17 protein-coding genes, 2 tRNA genes and 1 pseudogene are annotated in these 19,337 nt (G+C 65.8%); 5 read left to right on the top strand and 15 right to left on the bottom strand.

Translation table 11 applies throughout. From position 1 onward, the window contains the following. Positions 1 to 201: 201 nt before the first annotated feature. From FM104_RS15510 to FM104_RS15500, 3 genes are read right to left on the bottom strand one after another with little or no spacing between them, the layout of a single operon-like run. Complete coding sequence (locus FM104_RS15510; protein ID WP_087133131.1) at positions 202 to 717, bottom strand: DUF3995 domain-containing protein; 516 nt, start codon at positions 715 to 717, stop codon at positions 202 to 204. After that, a complete protein-coding gene (locus FM104_RS15505; RefSeq protein ID WP_087133130.1) occupies positions 714 to 1,295 on the bottom strand; it encodes an ECF transporter S component in 582 nt (193 codons plus the stop codon). Before FM104_RS15505 ends, FM104_RS15510 begins: the two co-directional genes overlap by 4 nt. Further along, positions 1,273 to 2,121 carry a siderophore-interacting protein gene (locus FM104_RS15500; protein ID WP_087133129.1) on the bottom strand — a complete coding sequence of 283 codons (849 nt, stop codon included), beginning with the start codon at positions 2,119 to 2,121 and terminating at the stop codon, positions 1,273 to 1,275. The genes FM104_RS15505 and FM104_RS15500 overlap by 23 nt, the downstream gene beginning before the upstream one ends. 141 nt (positions 2,122 to 2,262) lie before the next feature. Here FM104_RS15500 and FM104_RS15495 point away from each other — a divergent pair, with 141 nt between their 5' ends. Further along, positions 2,263 to 2,916 (top strand): hypothetical protein, encoded by a 654-nt coding sequence (locus FM104_RS15495; RefSeq protein ID WP_143738468.1) that lies wholly within the window; start codon positions 2,263 to 2,265, stop codon positions 2,914 to 2,916. Positions 2,917 to 3,403: 487 nt separating this feature from the next. Here the strand turns inward: FM104_RS15495 and FM104_RS15490 are convergent, their stop codons facing one another. The 4 genes and pseudogenes from FM104_RS15490 to FM104_RS15475 form a co-directional block, all read right to left on the bottom strand. Further along, complete coding sequence (locus tag FM104_RS15490) at positions 3,404 to 4,033, bottom strand: DsbA family oxidoreductase (RefSeq protein WP_087133127.1); 630 nt, start codon at positions 4,031 to 4,033, stop codon at positions 3,404 to 3,406. After that, positions 4,030 to 4,965 (bottom strand): NAD(P)/FAD-dependent oxidoreductase, encoded by a 936-nt coding sequence (locus FM104_RS15485; protein WP_087133126.1) that lies wholly within the window; start codon positions 4,963 to 4,965, stop codon positions 4,030 to 4,032. Before FM104_RS15485 ends, FM104_RS15490 begins: the two co-directional genes overlap by 4 nt. After that, positions 4,962 to 6,311, bottom strand: a complete 1,350-nt coding sequence (locus FM104_RS15480; protein WP_256971703.1) for a DHA2 family efflux MFS transporter permease subunit — start codon at positions 6,309 to 6,311, stop codon at positions 4,962 to 4,964. The genes FM104_RS15485 and FM104_RS15480 overlap by 4 nt, the downstream gene beginning before the upstream one ends. Before the next feature lie 26 nt (positions 6,312 to 6,337). Beyond that, a pseudogene (locus tag FM104_RS15475) lies at positions 6,338 to 7,536 on the bottom strand (IS3 family transposase). On the opposite strand from FM104_RS15475, the gene FM104_RS15470 reads away from it, so the two are divergent. Further along, complete coding sequence (locus tag FM104_RS15470; protein WP_087133123.1) at positions 7,535 to 9,904, top strand: helicase-related protein; 2,370 nt, start codon at positions 7,535 to 7,537, stop codon at positions 9,902 to 9,904. The pseudogene FM104_RS15475 and the gene FM104_RS15470 sit on opposite strands and share 2 nt — an antisense overlap. On the opposite strand, the gene FM104_RS15465 is transcribed toward FM104_RS15470, so the two are convergent. Then, positions 9,868 to 10,608: a hypothetical protein gene (locus FM104_RS15465; protein WP_087133122.1), complete on the bottom strand. Its 741-nt coding sequence runs from the start codon at positions 10,606 to 10,608 to the stop codon at positions 9,868 to 9,870. The genes FM104_RS15470 and FM104_RS15465 overlap by 37 nt on opposite strands. Before the next feature lie 291 nt (positions 10,609 to 10,899). On the opposite strand from FM104_RS15465, the gene FM104_RS15460 reads away from it, so the two are divergent. The 3 genes from FM104_RS15460 to FM104_RS15450 all read left to right on the top strand — a co-directional run bounded on the left by FM104_RS15460 (position 10,900) and on the right by FM104_RS15450 (position 14,138). After that, on the top strand, positions 10,900 to 11,487 hold the full coding sequence (locus FM104_RS15460) for a hypothetical protein (RefSeq protein WP_087055030.1): 588 nt from the start codon (positions 10,900 to 10,902) through the stop codon (positions 11,485 to 11,487). Positions 11,488 to 12,003: 516 nt separating this feature from the next. Continuing rightward, positions 12,004 to 12,408 carry a recombinase family protein gene (locus FM104_RS15455; RefSeq protein ID WP_087133121.1) on the top strand — a complete coding sequence of 135 codons (405 nt, stop codon included), beginning with the start codon at positions 12,004 to 12,006 and terminating at the stop codon, positions 12,406 to 12,408. After that, entirely contained in the window at positions 12,405 to 14,138 is a 1,734-nt protein-coding gene (locus FM104_RS15450) for a recombinase family protein (protein WP_087133153.1), read from the top strand. The genes FM104_RS15455 and FM104_RS15450 overlap by 4 nt, the downstream gene beginning before the upstream one ends. Here the strand turns inward: FM104_RS15450 and FM104_RS15445 are convergent. From FM104_RS15445 to FM104_RS15415, 7 genes are all read right to left on the bottom strand, one after another. Then, positions 14,095 to 14,171: transfer RNA gene (locus tag FM104_RS15445), tRNA-Met, on the bottom strand. The genes FM104_RS15450 and FM104_RS15445 overlap by 44 nt on opposite strands. A gap of 34 nt (positions 14,172 to 14,205) precedes the next feature. Further along, positions 14,206 to 14,277, bottom strand: a tRNA-Thr gene (locus tag FM104_RS15440). Between the two features lie 65 nt (positions 14,278 to 14,342). After that, positions 14,343 to 15,605 (bottom strand): M23 family metallopeptidase, encoded by a 1,263-nt coding sequence (locus FM104_RS15435; protein ID WP_256971699.1) that lies wholly within the window; start codon positions 15,603 to 15,605, stop codon positions 14,343 to 14,345. A 218-nt stretch (positions 15,606 to 15,823) separates the two neighbouring features. After that, complete coding sequence (locus FM104_RS15430; protein WP_087133119.1) at positions 15,824 to 16,624, bottom strand: inositol monophosphatase family protein; 801 nt, start codon at positions 16,622 to 16,624, stop codon at positions 15,824 to 15,826. Continuing rightward, positions 16,621 to 17,772: a hypothetical protein gene (locus FM104_RS15425; RefSeq protein ID WP_087133118.1), complete on the bottom strand. Its 1,152-nt coding sequence runs from the start codon at positions 17,770 to 17,772 to the stop codon at positions 16,621 to 16,623. The genes FM104_RS15430 and FM104_RS15425 overlap by 4 nt, the downstream gene beginning before the upstream one ends. A 95-nt stretch (positions 17,773 to 17,867) precedes the next feature. Next, positions 17,868 to 18,665 carry an enoyl-CoA hydratase/isomerase family protein gene (locus FM104_RS15420; protein ID WP_087133117.1) on the bottom strand — a complete coding sequence of 266 codons (798 nt, stop codon included), beginning with the start codon at positions 18,663 to 18,665 and terminating at the stop codon, positions 17,868 to 17,870. 113 nt (positions 18,666 to 18,778) lie between these two features. Continuing rightward, the gene (locus tag FM104_RS15415; RefSeq protein WP_087133116.1) at positions 18,779 to 19,270 is read right to left on the bottom strand and encodes an FBP domain-containing protein; all 492 of its coding nucleotides are present in this window, start codon (positions 19,268 to 19,270) and stop codon (positions 18,779 to 18,781) included. Between the last annotated feature and the right edge of the window lie 67 nt (positions 19,271 to 19,337).

The raw sequence follows: 19,337 nt of genomic DNA, 5'->3' as shown, positions 1-19,337 counted from the left end.
GGGCTGAGTGCGCGAAGGGGAACGGATCGGTTCACGTCCCCCAAGCGTTCGGCACCACCGTCGTCCGCTGGTCCCAATGATTCACCGGTACCCACAGGAATGGGCCTCTCACCCGCGGCGAGATACTCCACCACGACGCCCGGCCACGCAGCCCGCACGAGGCACGGTAAACCGAACCCGCGGCGAACTGGCCAGGTCGGCTCAAGGCTCCCGCTTCGACTTCAGGGGGATCAGAGCGATAATCAGCGCCGCGCCCCAGATGAAGAACAGCGGTTGCCAGAGAGCGGTGTTCCACAGGAGTGAAAGATGATCGGTCTCCGCTGGATAGGGTGCTCCCTGAACCAGGATGGCGAGGTTGCCGATGATGCGCCATGCAGAGACTGCCAACAGCGTGATGCCGCCGATCCAGGAGATGGCAGTGATCGTGCGCTGCAATGGCGGGTGCGGGAGCAGGAGCAGCAATGGGATGAGGGCGGCTGAGGCTTTGACCAGGGCGAGGATCGCGAACGTGAGCTGAAGACGGGTGGGGTCCGCGGCGGCGAGAGTGCTGGCCCAGGGGCCAACGGTGTCGAGGAGGAGGGTGCCGCCTGCGGCCCACAGGAGGCTGAAGCTGGTGTGGATCAGACCGGCGGCCGCGCCGACGAGGAGCGCGATCCTTCTCCTGGGTGTTCCGGGTGCGGTTCGGCGAGCAGTCTGGGTCGGTATTGGGGCGCTCATGATGCGCTCCGGGCCTTGCTGACACCATGGATGCCGGCTCTTTCGAGCTGGGCGGTGGTCCAGAGCGCGAGCCAGGCGTAGCCGAGGTAGAGACCGAGCCTGATCAGGAAGGCGAGGATCTGGACGAGTATTGGCAACGTGGTGAAGTCGGCGTAGAGGTACATGAACCCGAAGTTCACGACGGCGATGAGGCCAGCAGCCAGGTAGTAGCGGGCAGGACTCCACCGACGGTAGCGGCCGGTGAGGAAGACGAGCTCAATGATGATCCCGCCGACGAGCACCAGTCCTCCTGCGGAGGCGACCATGCCGAGGAACCCGGTGATCAGGGCGACGCCGGGGCGACGGAACAGGGCGACGGCGACCATGATGCCGAGGAACCAGGGCAGGGGTGCGGGGAAGCTCAACCACGGCACGATCGCTTGGATGGCGACACCGAGCACGCGGGAGAGCTGTGCGATCACCCCGGCGACGACAGCGAGGGCCGCGCACACGAGGAGAGTCCGTGTCGAGAAGAGTCTCGCCGTCGTTGCGGCCACGGCGCGCTCGGGAGTGGGTTCAGGCGTTGATGTCGAATTCATCGAACTCGGCCATCCCCTTTCCTTGGTCGAGGAGCGTCTTCAGGTGCAGGATGCGATGAATGTCGAGGGTGGTGTTGGAGACGCCATGCTTCCAGTAGCCGAAGACCTGGACGGCCTCTTTCGGGAGTCCGATCGCGTGTCGGAAGTGGGAGCGTATGGCCTTCATCTCGTCGCGCTCACCGGCGGCCCATACCGAGAACTCGGGGACGGCCGATGTCCTCTCGGCCACCTGCAACAGCAGAGTCGCGCCCCCAGGCGCCGCCGTGATCGCCTCCACGTCGACACCCTCGACTGGCGGCAGTTCGGCAAGCTCGTCCTCGCGCGCGACAGTGGCGTGCACGGACGCCGGTACCCCTGGTGGCCAGTGCGCGAGGATCGAGGCGAGCGCGGGGACCGCCGATGAATCCGCGAGGAGCAGCACCCGCTTGGCGGGAGCGAACAGTGGAAGTTGATGCTGTCGTGGCCCTGCCACTGCGATCTTGTCACCGGGTGCGACGACCGCGAGCCAGCGCATGACCGGGCTCGGCTCCGGATGAACGACGAAATCGATGTCCACCCGATTCGAGGAGGGATCGAAGCGTCGGATCGTGTACACGCGCGACACGGGCTCATCGTCGGGGACGGGAACAGACAGGCGAACCGTCGTGTTCGGTGTCGCCCACTGGGCGGGGTCGGTCACCTCGCTCAAGACACCGCCGATCCGGACAAGCCCGGAAGGGAGCATCGTCACCGCCTCGATCCGCAGGCCCAGATGTCCAAGACCCGCGGCATGCTCGGGATGGTTCAGCACCCCAGCGGCGAGGTGTCTCAGTGCCGTCTCGTCCATGTCGATCAACCTCCAGCGCGTCTCCCGAATAACTTTACTAAGGATAAACTAACTTTGTGGACTCGTGAGAGGCAAGTGAGAGAGGCTGGGAGTATGAATGTGTCGCCGCGGCGTCCTCGCCTTGTCACGGAGGAACGGATCGTGGATGCGGGGATCGCCATCACCCTGCCGAACGTGACGGTCAAGTCCATCGCGGCACAACTCGGCGTCAGCACCGTCGCGGTGTACAACCACGTGGAGAGCGCCGACGTATTGCGTCGGGTGGTCGCCGAGGGCATCATCGACCGGCACACGCCTCCCGCACCTGCCGGTCGCGATCTCGAAGAAGACATCCTGGACCTCGCATTCGCGCTGCGTCGGTTTGTGCACGACTATCCCGGCATCGGCCCCTACCTGGCACAGATCGACGCGACCTCCCAACGAGGCGTCGCACGCATCGATGAGGTGATGACTGCCTACGTTCGCCGCCACGACCTGACGCCCCGATACGCCGCGTGGCTGGTCTCCACCGTCTCCGAGCACGCCATCGCCCTCGCAGAACTCGTCCACATCAGAGGCGGCCGCCCGAGGAACAAGCCGGAAGCCATCGCCGAACGCGCAGACCTCACCACCCTCCCCGCGGCCGTCGGCACCGAAGCAGGCCTCACTCCCGACGACTACTTCGCATGGTCGATCCGCGCCGTCATCATCGGTGCGATCACACTTCTCGATACCCGGCCACACCCTCTGCCGAGAAGAGCCGGTGAGGGTGAAGCCGCAGATCGCACGCGATTCGCCGCGCCCTCGGGGTCGTAATCGAACGGCACGTCTGAGGCGAGCAGGACGGCATCGCCGCCGGCCGCGGGCGAGGAACCTGATCCGCCCGCTGCACGCCATTCGAGGACACCGCCCATGAGGCAGACGATGGGGCACCGAGTGCGTTCCTGCGCGTATCTGGATGGACACGCATGTTGCAGCCACCACGAAAACCGTTGGTTTCATACGGGTTTCCGGCCCCTGGCGTGGTCGCCTGTTCGGGCGGGGCAGGAGTTCAGCTCCCCGCGCGGCGGGTGTCGACTGGACGAGTGGCACTTGCTACATTCCCGCCGTCATTTTCTCGGTCAGATCTACCGTCCGGCTTGGTGTTTCGGTCTTTCCACCCTCTCCAGAGCACTCGGCGTCCGGTTCCCTCAGCACCCTTTCGAGGGGACCGCTGGTGGAGGTATCTCGCAGATCCCGTCGGCGCAGATCGCGTCGGCATCACCGGTGAGCAGCGAGGGATTGTCGGTGTTCGTCGGGTCTGTCATGCTCGTGCGGCCTGTTCGAACGCGGCGAGGAATTGTTCGCCGGGTTGCGCTCCGGAAAGCCTCCAGGTGTCGTTGACGATGTAGAACGGGACACCCCTGGCGCCATACGCATGGGCCTGGGCGATGTCGGCGTCGACCCCTGCCGCGTGGCGCTTCTCGGTGAGCGCCTGACGCGCGTCGTCGGGGTCGATACCAACCTCGCGGGCGATGGCGAGGAGTTCGTCGATGCGTCCGATGTGGCGGCCTTCGCCGAAGTGGGCGGTGAAGAGCCGTTCGGTCAGTTCGGCGCGTCTGCCGTGGGTGCCGGCATGGTGGAGGAGTTCGAGCGCCATCCGCGAGTTGGTCGGTCGGGTGCGGTCGGGGTCGTACGGGAGATCCTCAGCGGCGGTGAGCTGGCGCAGCTGGGTCATGATCTGCTGCATCCGTGCCGAGTTCCCGCCGTGTTTGCGGATCTGCTCCTCGCGGTCGATCTCGAGGGGCGCGTCCGGTGTGAGCTGGAAGGAGTGGTACGTCACGTCGACGGGGCCGGGGTGCTGCTGGATGGCGGTGCGGAGGCGGGCACTGGAGATGTAGCACCAGATGCATTGCACGTCGGACCAGACATCGACGCGGACGGGCTTGCTCATGAGACGGACTCCTGGGTCTTGTTTTCGGCGTGCTGGAAGATGAGCTCGGTGTTGAGGGTCATGGCCACGCGGGCGCCATTCGCCGCGGCCTCGCTGATCTGCATGGCGGGGTTCACGACGTTTCCTGCCGCCCACACCCCGGGCACGCTGGTGTGCCCGGCGGCATCGGCCACAAGAGTGGTCGCTGCCTCGGACTCCTCGATCTGGAGTCCGAGGCCGTCGAGTCCGTCGAGGCGGGCACGAGTCGTCGCGGGAACGACGAGAGCATCGAGCGGATTCACCCTCGTATCGTCGAGGACGACACCGGTAAGCGCATCGCCCTGGACGGCGAGCCCGGTGACCCGCCTGTCCGCGATCGTGATGCCGGTGGCGGTGAGCTTGGCGAGCTGGTCGGCCGGGTAGTCGAGCCCTTGCGGGTAGAACTGCACCTGCGGGCTCCATTGGCCGAACATGAGTGCTTGCATGGCGGACATGGGCCCGGTGGCGAGGACTCCGATGCGCTGGTCCCGGATCTCCCAGCCGTGGCAGTAGGGGCAGTGGATGACGTCACGTCCCCATCGTTCGGCGAGACCGGGGAGGTCGGGCAGGATGTCGCGAGTGCCGGTGGCGATGAGCAGTGTGCCTGCCTGGATTCGGCGCCCGCTCTCGGCCTCCACCTGGAACGCACCGTCATCCGCCTGCGCGTGGGCGACGCGGTCGTGGATGATCCGGCCTCCGTAGGAGGTGACTTCCTCACGTCCCCTGGCGAGGAGGTCGAGGGGCCGGATGCCTTCCAATCCGAGGAGTCCGTGCGCTCTTTGGGCGGGGGCGTTGCGCGGCTCGCCGCTGTCCAGCACCACCACATCTCGGCGTGCACGGCTCAGGGTGAGCGCGGCACTCAGCCCTGCGGGGCCACCGCCGATGACCAGGATCTCTGTGTGCATGGTGCTCATGCCGGCACCTCGCTCTCTGCGTCTTCAGTCTGAGTCTGATCGTCTCCGGGCGCCGGTGAGGTGGTGGATGCCGGGTCGGGCTTTCGCAGGAACAGGGCGAGGGCGATGCCTGCGATGCTGATGAAACCGCCGATGCGGAACGCGGTGCCGACGCCGTCTGCGAGGCCGGTGAGCGCGTCCCCGCTGATCGTGGCGGTGGATACGACCGTGAACAGTGTGATGAACAGGGCGGTGCCGGCGGCGCCGGCGACCTGTTGCAGCGTGTTCACGATCGCACTCGCGTGCGAATACAGCTTCGGGGCGACCGAGCCGAGGGCTGTGGTCATGAGCGGGGTCATCATGAGCGCCGTCCCGACGCTGAGCAGCATGTGCATCCCGATCACGAGTCCCACCGGCGTGCTCGTACCGAGGGTCGAGAACGCGAACATCGCGCCGGTCGCGATCACCGCTCCCGGGAGGATCAGGATGCGCGGGCCGACCTTGTCGTACACCATGCCGACGAACGGGGCGAGGATGCCGGAGAGGAGACCGCCCGGCAGCAGCATGAGACCAGCGATATATGCGGGCTCGCCGAGCACCTGTTGCACGTACAGCGGCAGCAGGATGAGGGAGCCGAACAACGAGATGGAGACCGTCACGATCATCACGGTCGACACCGTGAACAGACGGCCCGTGAAGACCCTCACGTCCAGCAGCACCCGATCGGTCTCGCGCAGCGCGAGCTGGCGAACCACCAGAGCGACCAACGCGACAATGCCGATGCTCAGCGGAACCCAGATCGGAAGACCACCCTCGCTCCCTGCCTCCTCCCCGATGCTCGCCAACCCGTAGACGACGCCGGAGAAGCCGAAGGCAGACAGCAGCACGGAGAGGACGTCGAAGCGGGCGGACATCGTCGGAGTCACATTCCGCAACCACACCGCTCCCCCAGCGATCGCGAGGACCGCGATGGGCAGCACGAGGATGAACACCCACTGCCAGCCCAGCGACGACACGATCACACCCGACACCGTCGGACCCAGCGCGGGCGCGGCCGCGGTCACGATAGCGACCAGCCCCATCGTCCTGCCCCGCTTCTCCGCTGCGACCAACTGCATCACCGTCGTGAACAGCAGCGGCAGCATGATCGAGGTGCCCAGCGCCTGCACCACCCGAGCGACCAGGAGCACGTCGAAGGTGGGAGCGAACGCCGCGACCGCGCTGCCGACGGCGAACAGCCCCATGGCGGTGAAGAAGTTGCGACGCAGCGTGTACCGCTGGAGGAGGACGCCGGTCACGGGAATCACGACAGCCATCGTCAGCATGAACGCCGTCGTCAACCACTGCGCCGATGCCGCCGAGGGAATGCTGAGCCTTTGGTTGACTCGTTTCCTTATGCCGCCAGACAGGCGGGGTCTTTCATGATGGTCTCGAACTCGATGGGGGTCAATCTTCCGAGCCGTCGTTGACGTCGTCGTCGGTGGTAGCGGGCTTCGATCCAGTACACGATCGTGAGGCGGAGGTCTTCGCGGGTGGCCCAGGAGTGCTGGTTTAGGACGTTCTTCTGCAGCAGGCTGAACCAGTTCTCCATCGCAGCATTGTCCGCGCACGCGCCCACTCTTCCCATCGATCCGCGAAGCTTGTGGCGGCGCAGCGTCCGCCGGTATTTCCGGCTTCGAAATTGACTGCCCCTGTCCGAATGCACGATCACCCCGACCGGGTTCCCGCGGCGGCCGACGGCGTCCTCGAGCGCGTCGACGGTCAGTCGGGCCTTCATCCGGTCACTGATCGAGTACCCCACGATGCGGTTGCTGAACACGTCCTTGACCGCGCAGAGATACACCTTGCCCTCGTTCGTCCGGTGCTCGGTGATGTCCGTGAGCCACACCCGGTTCGGCGCATCGGCGGTGAACTCACGGTTCACGAGATCATCGTGCACGGCAGGACCCGGTCGGCGATGCTTCCGGCGCCCCTTGCGGCGGTGCGCCGCCGAGAACATGCCCTCCTGCGAGCACACCCGCCACACCCGGCGTTCCGAGACCTGCCAGCCGTCATCGACGAGCTCGTCCGCGATGAGCCGGTACCCCTGGCATCGGTCCTCGTCCCACACGTCCCGGGCGGCGTTGATCAGGTGCGCCTCGTCCCAATCACGATCCGAGCACGGCTTGCGCAGCCACTGGTAGTACGCCTGTTTGGAGAAGCCGAGGATCCTGCACGCCACCGCGACCGACACCCCAGAACGGGTGCCGGCCGCGGCCATCTCACGGACGAGCGGGAACACTATTTTGGGCTGGCCGATCCGATCTTCAGGTTCGCCTGCGACAGATACGCTGCAGCCCTCCGGAGGATCTCGTTCTCCATCTCCAACTCACGGATCCGCTTCAGCATCTTCGCCTGCTCGCGCTGCGCCACCCCGTCACCGGACGCCGCGGGGACGATCCCCCGGCCGCTCAGCTCAGCGTTACGCACCCACGCTTGCAGCGCGGACTTTGAGATCCCCAAATCTGCGCAGACCTGCTTCTGCGACATCCCTTGCGCGAGCACAAGCGCGACCGCATCGCGCTTGAACTCCTCCGAAAACTTCACTGGCATGACTCTCATCCTTCCCGCCCCGATCGATCAGATCAAAGCAGTCCTGGAGTCAACCAAAGCTTCAGCATTCCCCTACGTCGTCGTCGACGAGATGCACATGTACAAGAACCTCGCCACCGAATCCAACATCCGCGACGCCTCCATCGACGGCTCCGAACGTGCCAGCGACCTGCACCTGAAACTCGAATCCCTCCGCCACCGGGGACATGACCGGGTCGTCACCGGCGCCACCGCGACTCCCATCGCGAACTCCGTGACCGAGGCGTACGTCATGCAACGCTACCTGCGCCCCGACCTCCTCGAAGAAGCCGGCCTCGGGCACTTCGACGCGTGGGCGGCAACGTTCGGGGAGACCGTCACCGAGATGGAGATGTCCCCCACCGGCAGCTCCTTCCGCCTCAAGACACGCTTCGCGAGATTCCAGAACGTCCCCGAGATGCTGCGGCTGTGGTCCGTGTTCGCCGACGTGAAGACCGCCGAAGACCTGAAGCTTCCCGTGCCGGAGATCGCCGAACGCGGAGATGGGAAGCGGGCCGCGGACACGGTTGTGATCGAACCCACCCGGGAGCTGCAGGCGTACATCGATGACATCGCAACCCGTGCCGAACGCGTCCAGAGCAAAGCCGTCCGCCCGGACGAGGACAACATGCTGAAGATCTCCACCGACGGCCGCAAAGCAGCCCTCGACGTCCGCCTCGTCCTCCCCGCCACCCCATCTGGCCCCTCCAAGGTGGATGTCGCCGCCGACATGATCCACCGCGTCTGGAACCAGCACGCCGACCGCTCGTTCACCGACCCGACGACCGATGAGCCGTCCCCGGTGCGCGGCGGGCTGCAGCTGGTGTTCTGCGACCTCGGCACCCCGAACAAGGACCGCTGGAACGTATACGACGAACTCCGCGCCCAGCTCCAGCAGCGCGGGATGCCCGACGGTGCGGTCCGGTTCATGCACGAAGCGAAGACCGACACCGACAAAGCACGACTGTTCGCCGCCGCCCGCACCGGCCACATCGCCGTCCTCGTCGGGTCGACCGAGAAGATGGGCGTCGGCACGAACGTCCAAGCCAGGGCGGTCGCCCTGCACCACCTCGACTGCCCGTGGCGGCCCAGCGACATCGCCCAACGCGAAGGACGCGTGATCCGACAAGGCAACCAGAACGACGAAGTGGTCATCACCCGTATCGTCACCGAAGGGTCGTTCGACTCGTACATGTGGCAGGGCATCGAACGAAAAGCGCGGTTCATCGGGCAGATCATGCGCGGCAGCCTCGACGTCCGCGAAATCGAAGAGATCGACTCCGCAGCCCTCTCCGCCGCCGAAGCCAAAGCGATCGCCTCCGGCAACCCGCTCATGCTGGAGAAATCCATCGCGCAGAACGACTACACGAAACTGCAACGCCTCGAACGCGCCCACTCCCGCAACCAGTCCATGCTGCACCACACCAAGTCCCGCGCCGCAGAGATCATCGACCACGCCCAGCGCGACATCGCAGCGCTCACCGCAGCACTCCCCCGGATCCGCGACACCAGCGGCGACCGCTTCCAGATCACCATCTCGGGCCACCACTACGACTCCCGCGTGGACGCCGCCGAAGCCGTCGCCTACTGGGCGCGCGATCAGAACATCCAATACCTCTCCGACTACGCCGAACGCGACCTTGGACGACTCGGCTCCGTCTCAGGGCTCCAGATCCACGCCCGCGCGTCCGCGAGCTTCGGGACCGTGCAGGTGCACTTCTCCCTCGAGAACCTCCCCCGCACCAGCTTCGGGCTCCCCCGCGACCAGATCCTCTCCCCCACCGTCGGCCTGATACAACGCCTCGAGAACCGCGCCTCCCAACTCCCCACCATCATCGAAACACTCACCAACGAAATCCGCCAAGAGCAGGAAACTCTCGACGAAGCCGAACAGCGCATCGGCGTCCCCTTCAAGCACGCGGAAGCACTCCGCGCCGCGCACGCGCGGCTGGATGAGATCGACGCCAAGCTCGCTGAACTGAGCGAACCAGCAACCAGGCGCAACCATGCCAGGTGGCAGCGCCCCAGACCCAGCCGTCATACATGCCCCGGCAGGCCGCGCCGACGCGTCGACTCCGAGCGTGCGTGCACCGTTCGACAAGCAGGACGTGCGCGATTATCGGCCGTCGCTGGGGTCGCGCGCCGACCCCGCCCCACATCCAGCTCCCGATCCACAGGTCTCGGTGACGGCTCTCCTCCGGGACATGGTCCACTCCGCGGACACATCCAGGGATGGGCCGTTCTTGTAGCGGAACGGGACGACCGGGTTCCGGCGAAGTGTCTTCGCTGTCGGTGCGCGCGGGGGCGTCCGGCCTATCCTGCGTCGGTAGATGGTTCCCCGGCGATGTAGTCGCTCTTGAGAGCCTCGAGCATCTGCTCGCCCTCCGCCGGATCCAGTTCTCCTGCGCTGACACGGTGGATGATCTCCCGCGACGCCTGATAGGCATCGAGGGTTGCGAACCCGTGGATCACGGTCCCGGCCGGGATCGACACGCACCCGTAGCCCGGCGTCGGCGGCGGATAGTTATCCGGCAACGGCTCGATATCGTCCGGCAGGGGAACCACCGGCGGCAACACCGGAAGGCTCAGAGCGGCTGACAATACGGCGTCGGCTTCGGCGCGGCTCAGCAGTCCGCGGTTCGCGGCGTCGGTGATCGCCGGTACGAGTGAGGTGGTGTCGTCCATGGCGGAAAGCAGTTCCAGCATCTTCTCCCTCGTGCCGCCGACCTCGTACCCGTTCTCCAGGCGCCCCAAAATGTGCCCGATGCCACCTCCCGGCTCCGCGGTCGGCAGACGCCCCACGCTCTCCATCACCCACGAGTCGTACTGGGCCGGCGTGATCCGCCCGGTCTGCACTTCGATCAGGCGCTGTACCATTTCCCTATCCGGGAACGGCCCACCCAGGTAGCCCATCGTGAGGCTCTGGACGATCACGTGTCGCATGTCGGCAGTCAACGGGTCAAGCAGATCAGCCAGGTACGCGTCGGCATACTCGGCGATCGTCCTCGGCAATCCAGGAGGCCATGTCGATTTGTCCGGCGGCGGTTCGATCATCCCCGACCCCCATCGTTCTGCGGCGTTCAGGTCGACGACACGGAAGTCGAAGTCGACGCTCCCTGTTCGCGTTTTCCGCGATCCGAATCGGTCACCGGCCTCACCTCCTCGCCCGCCATCACGCGGCTTGCTGACCCCTCTACTTTACCGAGCACCTCCGACCTTCGCCCCAGGCCGATGCCCTCAGTGGCTATCCCAGGGGCGAGGACTCCCCCGATCGGTGGGGCACTGTGGGGTGGGAATGAGAGGGCACCTCTGCATGTAGCGACAGTAATCGGAGGAGGCGGCAGCATGGACGACGAAGGCTTCGACCCGGACGACATTCCCGAGCTCGACCAGCCTGAACCTGAGCCCTCCGGCCCTCGCAGTGCCCCGACCGAGGGGCCCTCGTTCACTGCCCCGGCGCCTCCTCCGGCGCCGATCAACTGGAACCTGCTGTCCGCACGGGAAGCCGAGCACGAGTGGTTGCAGCTCAACGGCTGGGTGAACTGGCTCCGCGCGACCTACGGCCTGCCCGCGGCGATCATCCCGCCCATGTGGCACCGGCACTGGGAACTCATCTGGGAACTCTCCGCCCTGCACACCCACTGGCTCACCTGCTACCACCCCACTCGAGATGGTTCCGCACCGCTCCTGTGGCACGCGGACTTCGCCGCCGCCTGCAACCGGCTCCGCAACTGGGTCACCATCAACGGCACGAAACTCCAATACGACAGGCCAACTCGGCAGACGGTCTGGCCCGGTGAAGACGCACGAGAGGAAGACGACCAGGAGACACGCATCGACGATCGCGATGCCGACTTCGTCGAGTTCGCCGTCGCCGATGTCCGCGCTCGGGAAGCCAAGGAAGCCGCACGAGAAGCTCGCGGTAGCGGGTAGATCGCTCGCAAACACTATGCGCTCTCACCAGCGCTGCGAGCCTGGACCCTATCCATAGCACTGTCCACGGGCCGCATCAGCGTGCGCCTACTCGCCCCACAGAACCCAACCCGACACACGACCGACGCGAGCGTAGCCCAGGAGATGATCATGCCCCGCCAACACCGTCCGACCGAGCAATCCTGGCGCGTCCGTACGGATCCACACGATGAACCGGACCTCGACAAACTCTCGCAGGCGCTAATCCGTCTCGCTGGACAACGTGCCGACCGTTCTCGCCAGGATCACGGCAGCAGCTCACCATCCACAACACCTCTCTCCCCAGACTTCCGGCGAGAGGCGGAGGAAGACGGATAGAATTGAATTGCCGCACCTCTGGCGACGCCGGGTGCGGAGCGTGACCTTGACCGGCTTGACCGGTCCCACTGGCCTCGTGGAAAGGGGCCAGGCCTTCGGGTTGTCTTCACACTCTCCGCATATCGGTGCGGTCATCCTCATCGAAGAGAGAAGACAATCATGAGCGACAACTCTGCTCCTGAGTCCGCCATCGGATACATACGGACCGCTCGGCGCGACGCCTGCGACCACTTCGAGGTCATGCACAAGGCCATCGAGAAGTACGCCTCACGCACCGGCTACCGTCTTGAGGCTTCGTTCCATGACGATGGCGTATCTGGGATGACGACTGCTGACAGGCCAGGCATGGATGCCCTCCTGCAGCACGTGCTCCTCCACGATGTCCGCATCTGCATCGTCAACGACGTGGGACGCATCGCCCGTTCTTGGCCAGCGTTCTTCACCATCGTCGAAGAACTGCACCGTTGCGGCGTCGACGAGGTGCATCTCGCCGTGGACATCGATGCAGGTGAGACGCCGAAGATCCTGAATCTGGCTGAATTCGCACGGACAGCAGACCGATGAAGACCCGGGCGATCTTGATGCCAGAACCCCCGTCGGGGGTCGATGCACGGGCGATCACCTACTTGCGCGTGTCCACGCGGGAGCAAGCGGAGAAGGGAGGTACCGACGAGGGGTTCTCCATCCCCGCACAGCGTGAAGCCAACCACCGGAAGGCGGAGTCGCTGGGCGCCCGGATCGTCAAAGAGTTCGTGGACGCGGGCGAGTCCGCCCGCAAGGCAGACCGTCCCGCGCTGCAGGAGATGATCGACTACGTCAAGACCCACCGGATCTCGTACTGCATCGTTCACAAGGTCGACAGGCTCGCACGCAACCGCGCCGACGACGTCACCATCCATCTCGCGCTGCGTGAGGCCGGCGTGATGCTCGTCTCCGCGACGGAGAACATCGACGAGACGCCGTCTGGCATGCTGCTGCACGGCATCATGTCCTCCATCGCCGAGTTCTACAGCCGCAACCTCGCCACCGAAGTCACCAAGGGTCTCGTGCAGAAGGCCTCTACGGGAGGCACTCCCACCAAAGCTCCGATCGGCTACCTGAACGTCCGCAAGCGCGACGAGGTCGGTCGCGAGCTCCGCACCATCGAAATCGACCCCGACCGCGCCCCGCTGGTCACGTGGGCGTTCCGCGCATACGCGACCGGAGACTGGAGCATCACCCGCCTGCGCGACGAGCTTCGCGCGCGTGGCCTCGTCAGTCTTCCCACACCGAAGCGTCCATCAAAGCCGCTCGGAAGCGGCTCGCTGCACCGCATGCTCAGCAACCCGTACTACAAGGGCGATGTCGTCTATCGCGGTGTCACCTACAACGGCGCGCACGAGCCGATCATCCCACCCGAGGTCTGGTACCAAGTCCAGACAGTGATGCGCGCTCATTCCTCCGCTGCCGAATGCACCCAACGCCACGACCACTACCTCAAAGGCAGCATCTACTGCGGACAGTGCGGCTCCCGCCTGATCGTCCAGCACGCGCGGAGCAAGACAGGGACGATCTATCCGTACTTCATCTGCGCAGGCCGCAACTCACGCCGCACTCCATGCACCCGTCGCGCCGTGCCCATCGAGTTGGTGGAGAAGCTCATCACCAACCACTACAAGACGATCCAGGCCACACCAACAATGAAGCGCACGCTTCGGACCCGGATCGATGACGACTTCGACAAGCAGCATGCCGCCTCCACACAGGAACTCGCCGAGCTCATACGAACCCGTGACCGTCTCACCCGCGAGCAAGACAAGCTGCTCGAACTGCACTTCGCCGACGCCATCGACATGAACCAGTTCATCCGCCAGCAGGACCGCATCCGCGATGAACTCGAAGTGGTTCGCCAGCTGATCACGGAACGGCACTCCGAGTACCAAGACACCAAGGAATATCTCGCGGACACCGTCGACTTTCTCGAGAACTGCCATGCCCTATACAGCCTCAGCGACGACGTCGGCAAACGCCTGTGCAATCAGGCACTGTTCCGCAAGATCTACATAGACAACGACGACGAAATCCGTAGCGACCTCGCCCGTCCTTTCGAGACGCTCGTCGACGTGGCAAAGGGGATCGAACCCAGCCGCCCCACCCCGACACCGGAGCGACTGCAGAGCCCATCCAACCCCTGGCAGCACCCAACCAAGACCAAGGAGGACCCGAGTTCCATCCTTGATCGTAAGGTCGTGGGTTTCAGCCTTATCAATTTGGTAGCAGGAGCGGGGCTTGAACCCGCGACCTCACGATTATGAGTCGTGCGCTCTAACCAGCTGAGCTACCCTGCCGCGAGGCATCCATCCGCAGGAGAAGAATGCTGCGAGCCCCGAGTCAGGATTGAACTGACGACCCCTTCCTTACCATGGAAGTGCTCTGCCACTGAGCTATCGGGGCGCTGCCCGTTTCCGGGCAACCACATGAGATTATCACCTGTCGGCGGCTCTCACGAAATCGAGGTGTCAGTACTCGTACCGACCGGCGTTCTCACGCATCCAGGTCAGCGGATTGACCGTGGAACCGTTGATGATGATCTCGAAATGCAGGTGCGCACCATAAGAACGACCGGTGTTGCCGACCTTTCCGATGATGTCGCCCACCTTGACCTTCTGCCCCACCTGCACCTGGATCGAACCGTGCTGCATGTGGGCGTAATGGCTGGTGACTACCTGGCCGTCGATCACGTGGTCGACGTACACGGTGACACCGTACGCACCGCCGGATTCGGTCGCGATGCGCACTGTTCCGTCGGCGATCACCTGGATGGGTGCGCCAGCACCAGGAACCAGGTCGATACCGGCGTGCAGACGACCCCAGCGCTCGCCATACCCCGAGCTCATCGCGACACCCACCATGAACGGCCACTGGATGGCCGCATCGGGATCGTTCGTGTACAGGCTGTCGGAGTAGCGGATGCCCTCTTCGGCTGCCACATCGAGCAGTGACACGGTCGAGAAGGAATCGCTGCGTGCGAGCGCCTCGTCCTGAACGCCGTCCGAGGCGACGAACGCCTGGATCTCGCCGTCTTCAACCTTCTTCGCCTTCGTGGCGTCAGTGGATGCCACCAGCGAGGCGGCTGACGGAGCATCGGTGCGCTGCGTCGCGGCAACGGCGCTGGCGCTGGCGGGCAGTGTCATCGACACTGCGATGAGACCGGCGACGCCCATGATTCCGAAGCTCGCGCCCGCAGCGGCGACGCGACGCACCACACGCTGACGACGCGTGACGATGTGGGGCACGACCGGAGCCGCACCGACCGTCACCGGCTCCGCCGCTTCGGGGATCTCGGCTGCCGCAACGGCCGCCGACTCGTCGATGGGAGCAAAGCCGAAGAGTTCGGATGCTGCCGCGAACACATCGACATCGGATGCTGCGGCCTCATCAGAATCGGATGCCGCTGTGTCCTCAGCGTCGGGAAGATCGAAGATCAATGCCTCAACGGTGGGCGCCTCAGCAGCGACAGGAGTCTCTGGCAGTGCGTCCGTAGCCGGAGCGTGCGATTCCACGGGCTCGGCCGGCACTGCGGGCACAACGCGCTGAGCCATGCGCCGCGCGCGACGACTCGACATCACGATGGTCGTGTCCACTGCCTCGACATCCGGAGAGATCTCCACGGTGCCGAGTTCCAAGTCGACTGGCACAGCCAGCGTCGCCTCGAGCAGCGCGGGAGTTTCGACGACCACAGCCGTATCGATCTCCGCAATGAGCGAGTCCTCCGGAGTCACTGAATCCGCGGGGGCGGCAGACGCTGCGCGGAGTCGGTTGGAACGGCGCGTAGGCGCAGAAACAACCTCAGGACGTACAGGTGGCAAGGCAGAACTTTCAGGTCGTAGACAAGCTCGGGGGGACGCTCGGCAACTCTCGCTATTCGGGTAACGAAAGTAACGATCAGGTAAACGATAGCGCCTCGTAGCTGAGAATGCCATGAGCCGCGGCAAATTGTTCAGGCTCCGGCGGAATCCCCCGAGATTATCGTGTGCAGCTGCTCGTAGACAGCGGGGCCGCCTGCGATCAGCATCGGCCGCGGAGCATCCAGCTCCAGGCGGCTGACCCGCCCTCCGGCTTCCTGTACCAGGATCGCTCCGGCCGCGAAGTCCCACGGGTTGAGCCCGCGCTCGAAAAACCCATCGAGCCGTCCGGCTGCCACATAAGACAGATCGATCGCCGCCGACCCCATCCGCCGCAGGTCGCGCGCGATCGTCATCACGCGGCGCACCATCGCCAGATCGCCGTCATGGGTCGCCGGGTCGTAGCCGAACCCGGTGCCCAGCAGCGCTCCCGCGGGAGTCTCGGTATTCACAGCCAGACGGATGCCGTCGAACCACGCGCCTTCGCCGCACACCGCGGTGAAGAGCTCGCCGAGTCCTGGCGCCGACACCGCCGCGGCGACACCCTGCCATTTCTCAGGCGCGGGTTCGCCCTCGACGACAGCGATGCTCACCGAATAGGCGCCGATGCCGTAGGCGTAGTTGACCGTGCCGTCGATGGGATCGACCACCCAGGTGAGGCCGCTCTTCCCCTGCTCCGCGCCGGTTTCCTCGCCGAGGAAGCCGTCTTCTGGTCGCTCTGTGCGCAGCCGCTCGCGGATCAGCTGCTCGACCTCGCGGTCAGCTTCGGTGACGATATCGGCCAGCGTCGACTTGGTCGCCGCCAGCGATACGCCCTCAGCACGGCGACGCCGGGCAAGCTCGCCGGCCTCACGAGCGATGTCTGCGGCGAGCGCGCCGAGATCGACAGCGTTCATCGTGGCGCCTCGGGCGTCGCGGGAGGCAGGAAAGACCCGGGCGCCGGCGGCGGTGTCGGATGCTGCGGCTGACCCGGCTGCGGCTGACCCGGCTGCGGCGGCAACTGCGGCTCATGCGACGGCGCGGCAGCCGGAGGCACGTGTGCGTCCGCCGGAGGCACGGGTGGCGCCGGCGGGGCGGGCGGCGCGGGCGGAGCCGAAGGCACAGGCGGGGCGGAAGGCACAAACGGTTCAGCGTGCTGCGGTGCTGGCTGCGCGGGCGCCTGCGCGGGCACCGGCGCGGGCGCCTGCGAGGGCGCGGCAGCCTGCGAGGGCGCGTGCGCAGCAGCATCCACCACGGGGAAGCTCGGCACCTGCACACGCGGATCGTACGTCGGCTGGCCGGTGTAGTACGCGTTCCAGTCGGGGGTGCCGTCAGGCATCACCGGCAGCGGCGTGCGGCCGTCTGCATAGGTGGGCCATCCCGTGACGGTCTGCATCGGCGCGGCCTGCGGCGGCAGCGCCATCTGCTCGCGGGGCTTGCGCGGCGCGAACAGTGCGTTCAGCAGCGGGATCAGCGTGGTGCCGACCGCAACGAGGATCGCCAGTGCGATGACGATCCGCCAGTACAGATCGACGTATTCGAACAGGTCGGGGAACGTCAGGAAGAACACCAGCATCGCGGCGAGTGCGGCGAGCAGCGCGAACGTGACCATCATGATGACCTTCGTGAAGGTCGTGATGTAGCGCTGCGACGCGGTCTGGAACAGACGAACGTGAACCAGAGCCAGTTGCAGGATGCCGATGACCAGCAAGAACTGCAGGAACCGGCCCATCACCCAGCCGAAGGACGCGTTCGGCTCGGGGAGCCAGATCTTCACCGCGCCGACCAGCAGCACGATGATCCAGGTCACCATGCTCGCCAGCGCCAGCCAGTCTGGCCGCTTCTCAGCGAGGTGCGACTCGGCGATGGCGATTCCCGCGAACAGCGCCAGCAGCAGGATCGTGAGGAACGCCCGCCCGATGATGCCGTCCTGATCGCCGATCAGAACCCACACGACGCACACCAATGCGGCGGCGATCAGAGCACCGATTGCGATCCAGATCGCGCCGCGCAGTAGCTTCGATCCCTTCGGCGCCTGATCGGCTCGAGGCGTGATGTCAGTCATGAGTGCCCTCCTGAAGGTCTGGTCTCATCCTCCCACGGCAGCGGATGCCGGTCGAAGGCCTGTGGACAACCGAAGGGTCGGCGATCAGCCACCGCTCAGCGCGCTGATTTCGACGACGCCGCCGCGAACGCCGCGACCCGTGCCTGCGCATCAGGAGTGTCGAAGGCCGCGCCGATCGACCGCGCCTCTTCGGCGAGCTGGTCGGCGAATGAGCGCTCCGGCTGCGAGCGCACGAGACGCTTGGCCTGCCCGTAGGCGCCCGCAGCGCCAGCCAGCCAGAAGCGGGCGATCTGCTCGGCGCGCTCGCGCACAGCATCCGCTTCGGCGTCAGCATCCGCTCCGTCGACGGCCTCGGCAGCCAATCCCCACTCCACGGCCTCGGCCGACGTGAGCAGGCGATCCTGCAGCACCAGCTGCAGCGCCCGGCGCTCGCCGATGGCCCGCGCGAGGTGCGCCGACACCGAGAGGTCTGGGGTCAGACCGATGTTCGCGTACAGGCTGCCGATCTTCGAGCGCCCGCCGATGACGGCGTAGTCGCTGCACATGAAGATGCCGAGCCCGCCGCCCGCCGTTGTGCCGTGCGCGGCGGCGACCACGGGGACCGACGATGACGTGAGCGAGAGGATGCCCTCGTTGATGATGTGCGCGAGCGCCGTGAGATCACTGCCGCCAGCCATGCCGGTCGCCATCGCCCGCACGTCCCCACCCGCGCAGAACGAACGACCGGCTGCATCGATGAGGATCGCACGAACATCATCGCGCGAGACCGCCTCGGCAGTGGCGTCACGCCAGCCGTGGGCGAGCTCGACATCGAAAGCGTTCAGGCTCGCGGGGCGGTTCAGCGTCAGTCGTGCAAGGCCGTCGTCGACGGTGAACAGGATGGCGTCGGTCATGACTCTCCTTTGATCCATGGTGCTGGGACGGGGTTCCAGCGTAGCCGCGACCGGGGCCCAGCATCCGCCGTCTGACGTGTGCTGACCCGGGCAGGCGGATCAAGGCGGGCCGCTCACGCCTCGCTGAGCACCCGCTCGACGAAGCGCTCCATGCGCGTACGTGCGCCATCGAGACGCATGTCGGCCTGCCCGGGAGCGCGAACCTCGTTCGGCGCGAGCGGATGCGCAAGACGCACGTTCTCGTGGCAGGACAGATCGGCGCAGATGTAGGTGCCGGCGCTGTCGCCGCGCTTGCCCTTCGCCCCTCCGCGTCGCGCCGTGAACAGCGCCACCTGGTTGCCCGGCTGCAGCGTGTGGCAGATGTTGCACATGCCCGACGACACCCGACTCGGGTCGGTGCAGCGCAGCACGATCCCCTCGGCGCGCCCGTCGTTCTCTACGATCACGATGCCGCGGCGGCTGGATGCCGGATCCCGCCACGACAGGAAATCGAGGTAGTCCCAGTCGATCAGGATGAGATCGTGCGGCATGCCGATCTCAGCGATCTCGTCGGCGTCGGCGTTGCGGATCGCCGCGCGGATCTCTGCTTCGGTCAGTGGTCGCATCACTCCAGTCTAAGCCTCGATCCACCGACGAGCTGCAGGTGGGGCGGGCTGGCGTGATCGAGGTTCG

Origin of the sequence: Microbacterium esteraromaticum, from assembly GCF_900163815.1 — a bacterium.
Lineage (GTDB): Bacteria > Actinomycetota > Actinomycetes > Actinomycetales > Microbacteriaceae > Microbacterium > Microbacterium esteraromaticum_B.
The sequence above is the reverse complement of the archived record's forward strand: the minus strand, read 5'-3'. Positions and strand labels throughout refer to the sequence as shown.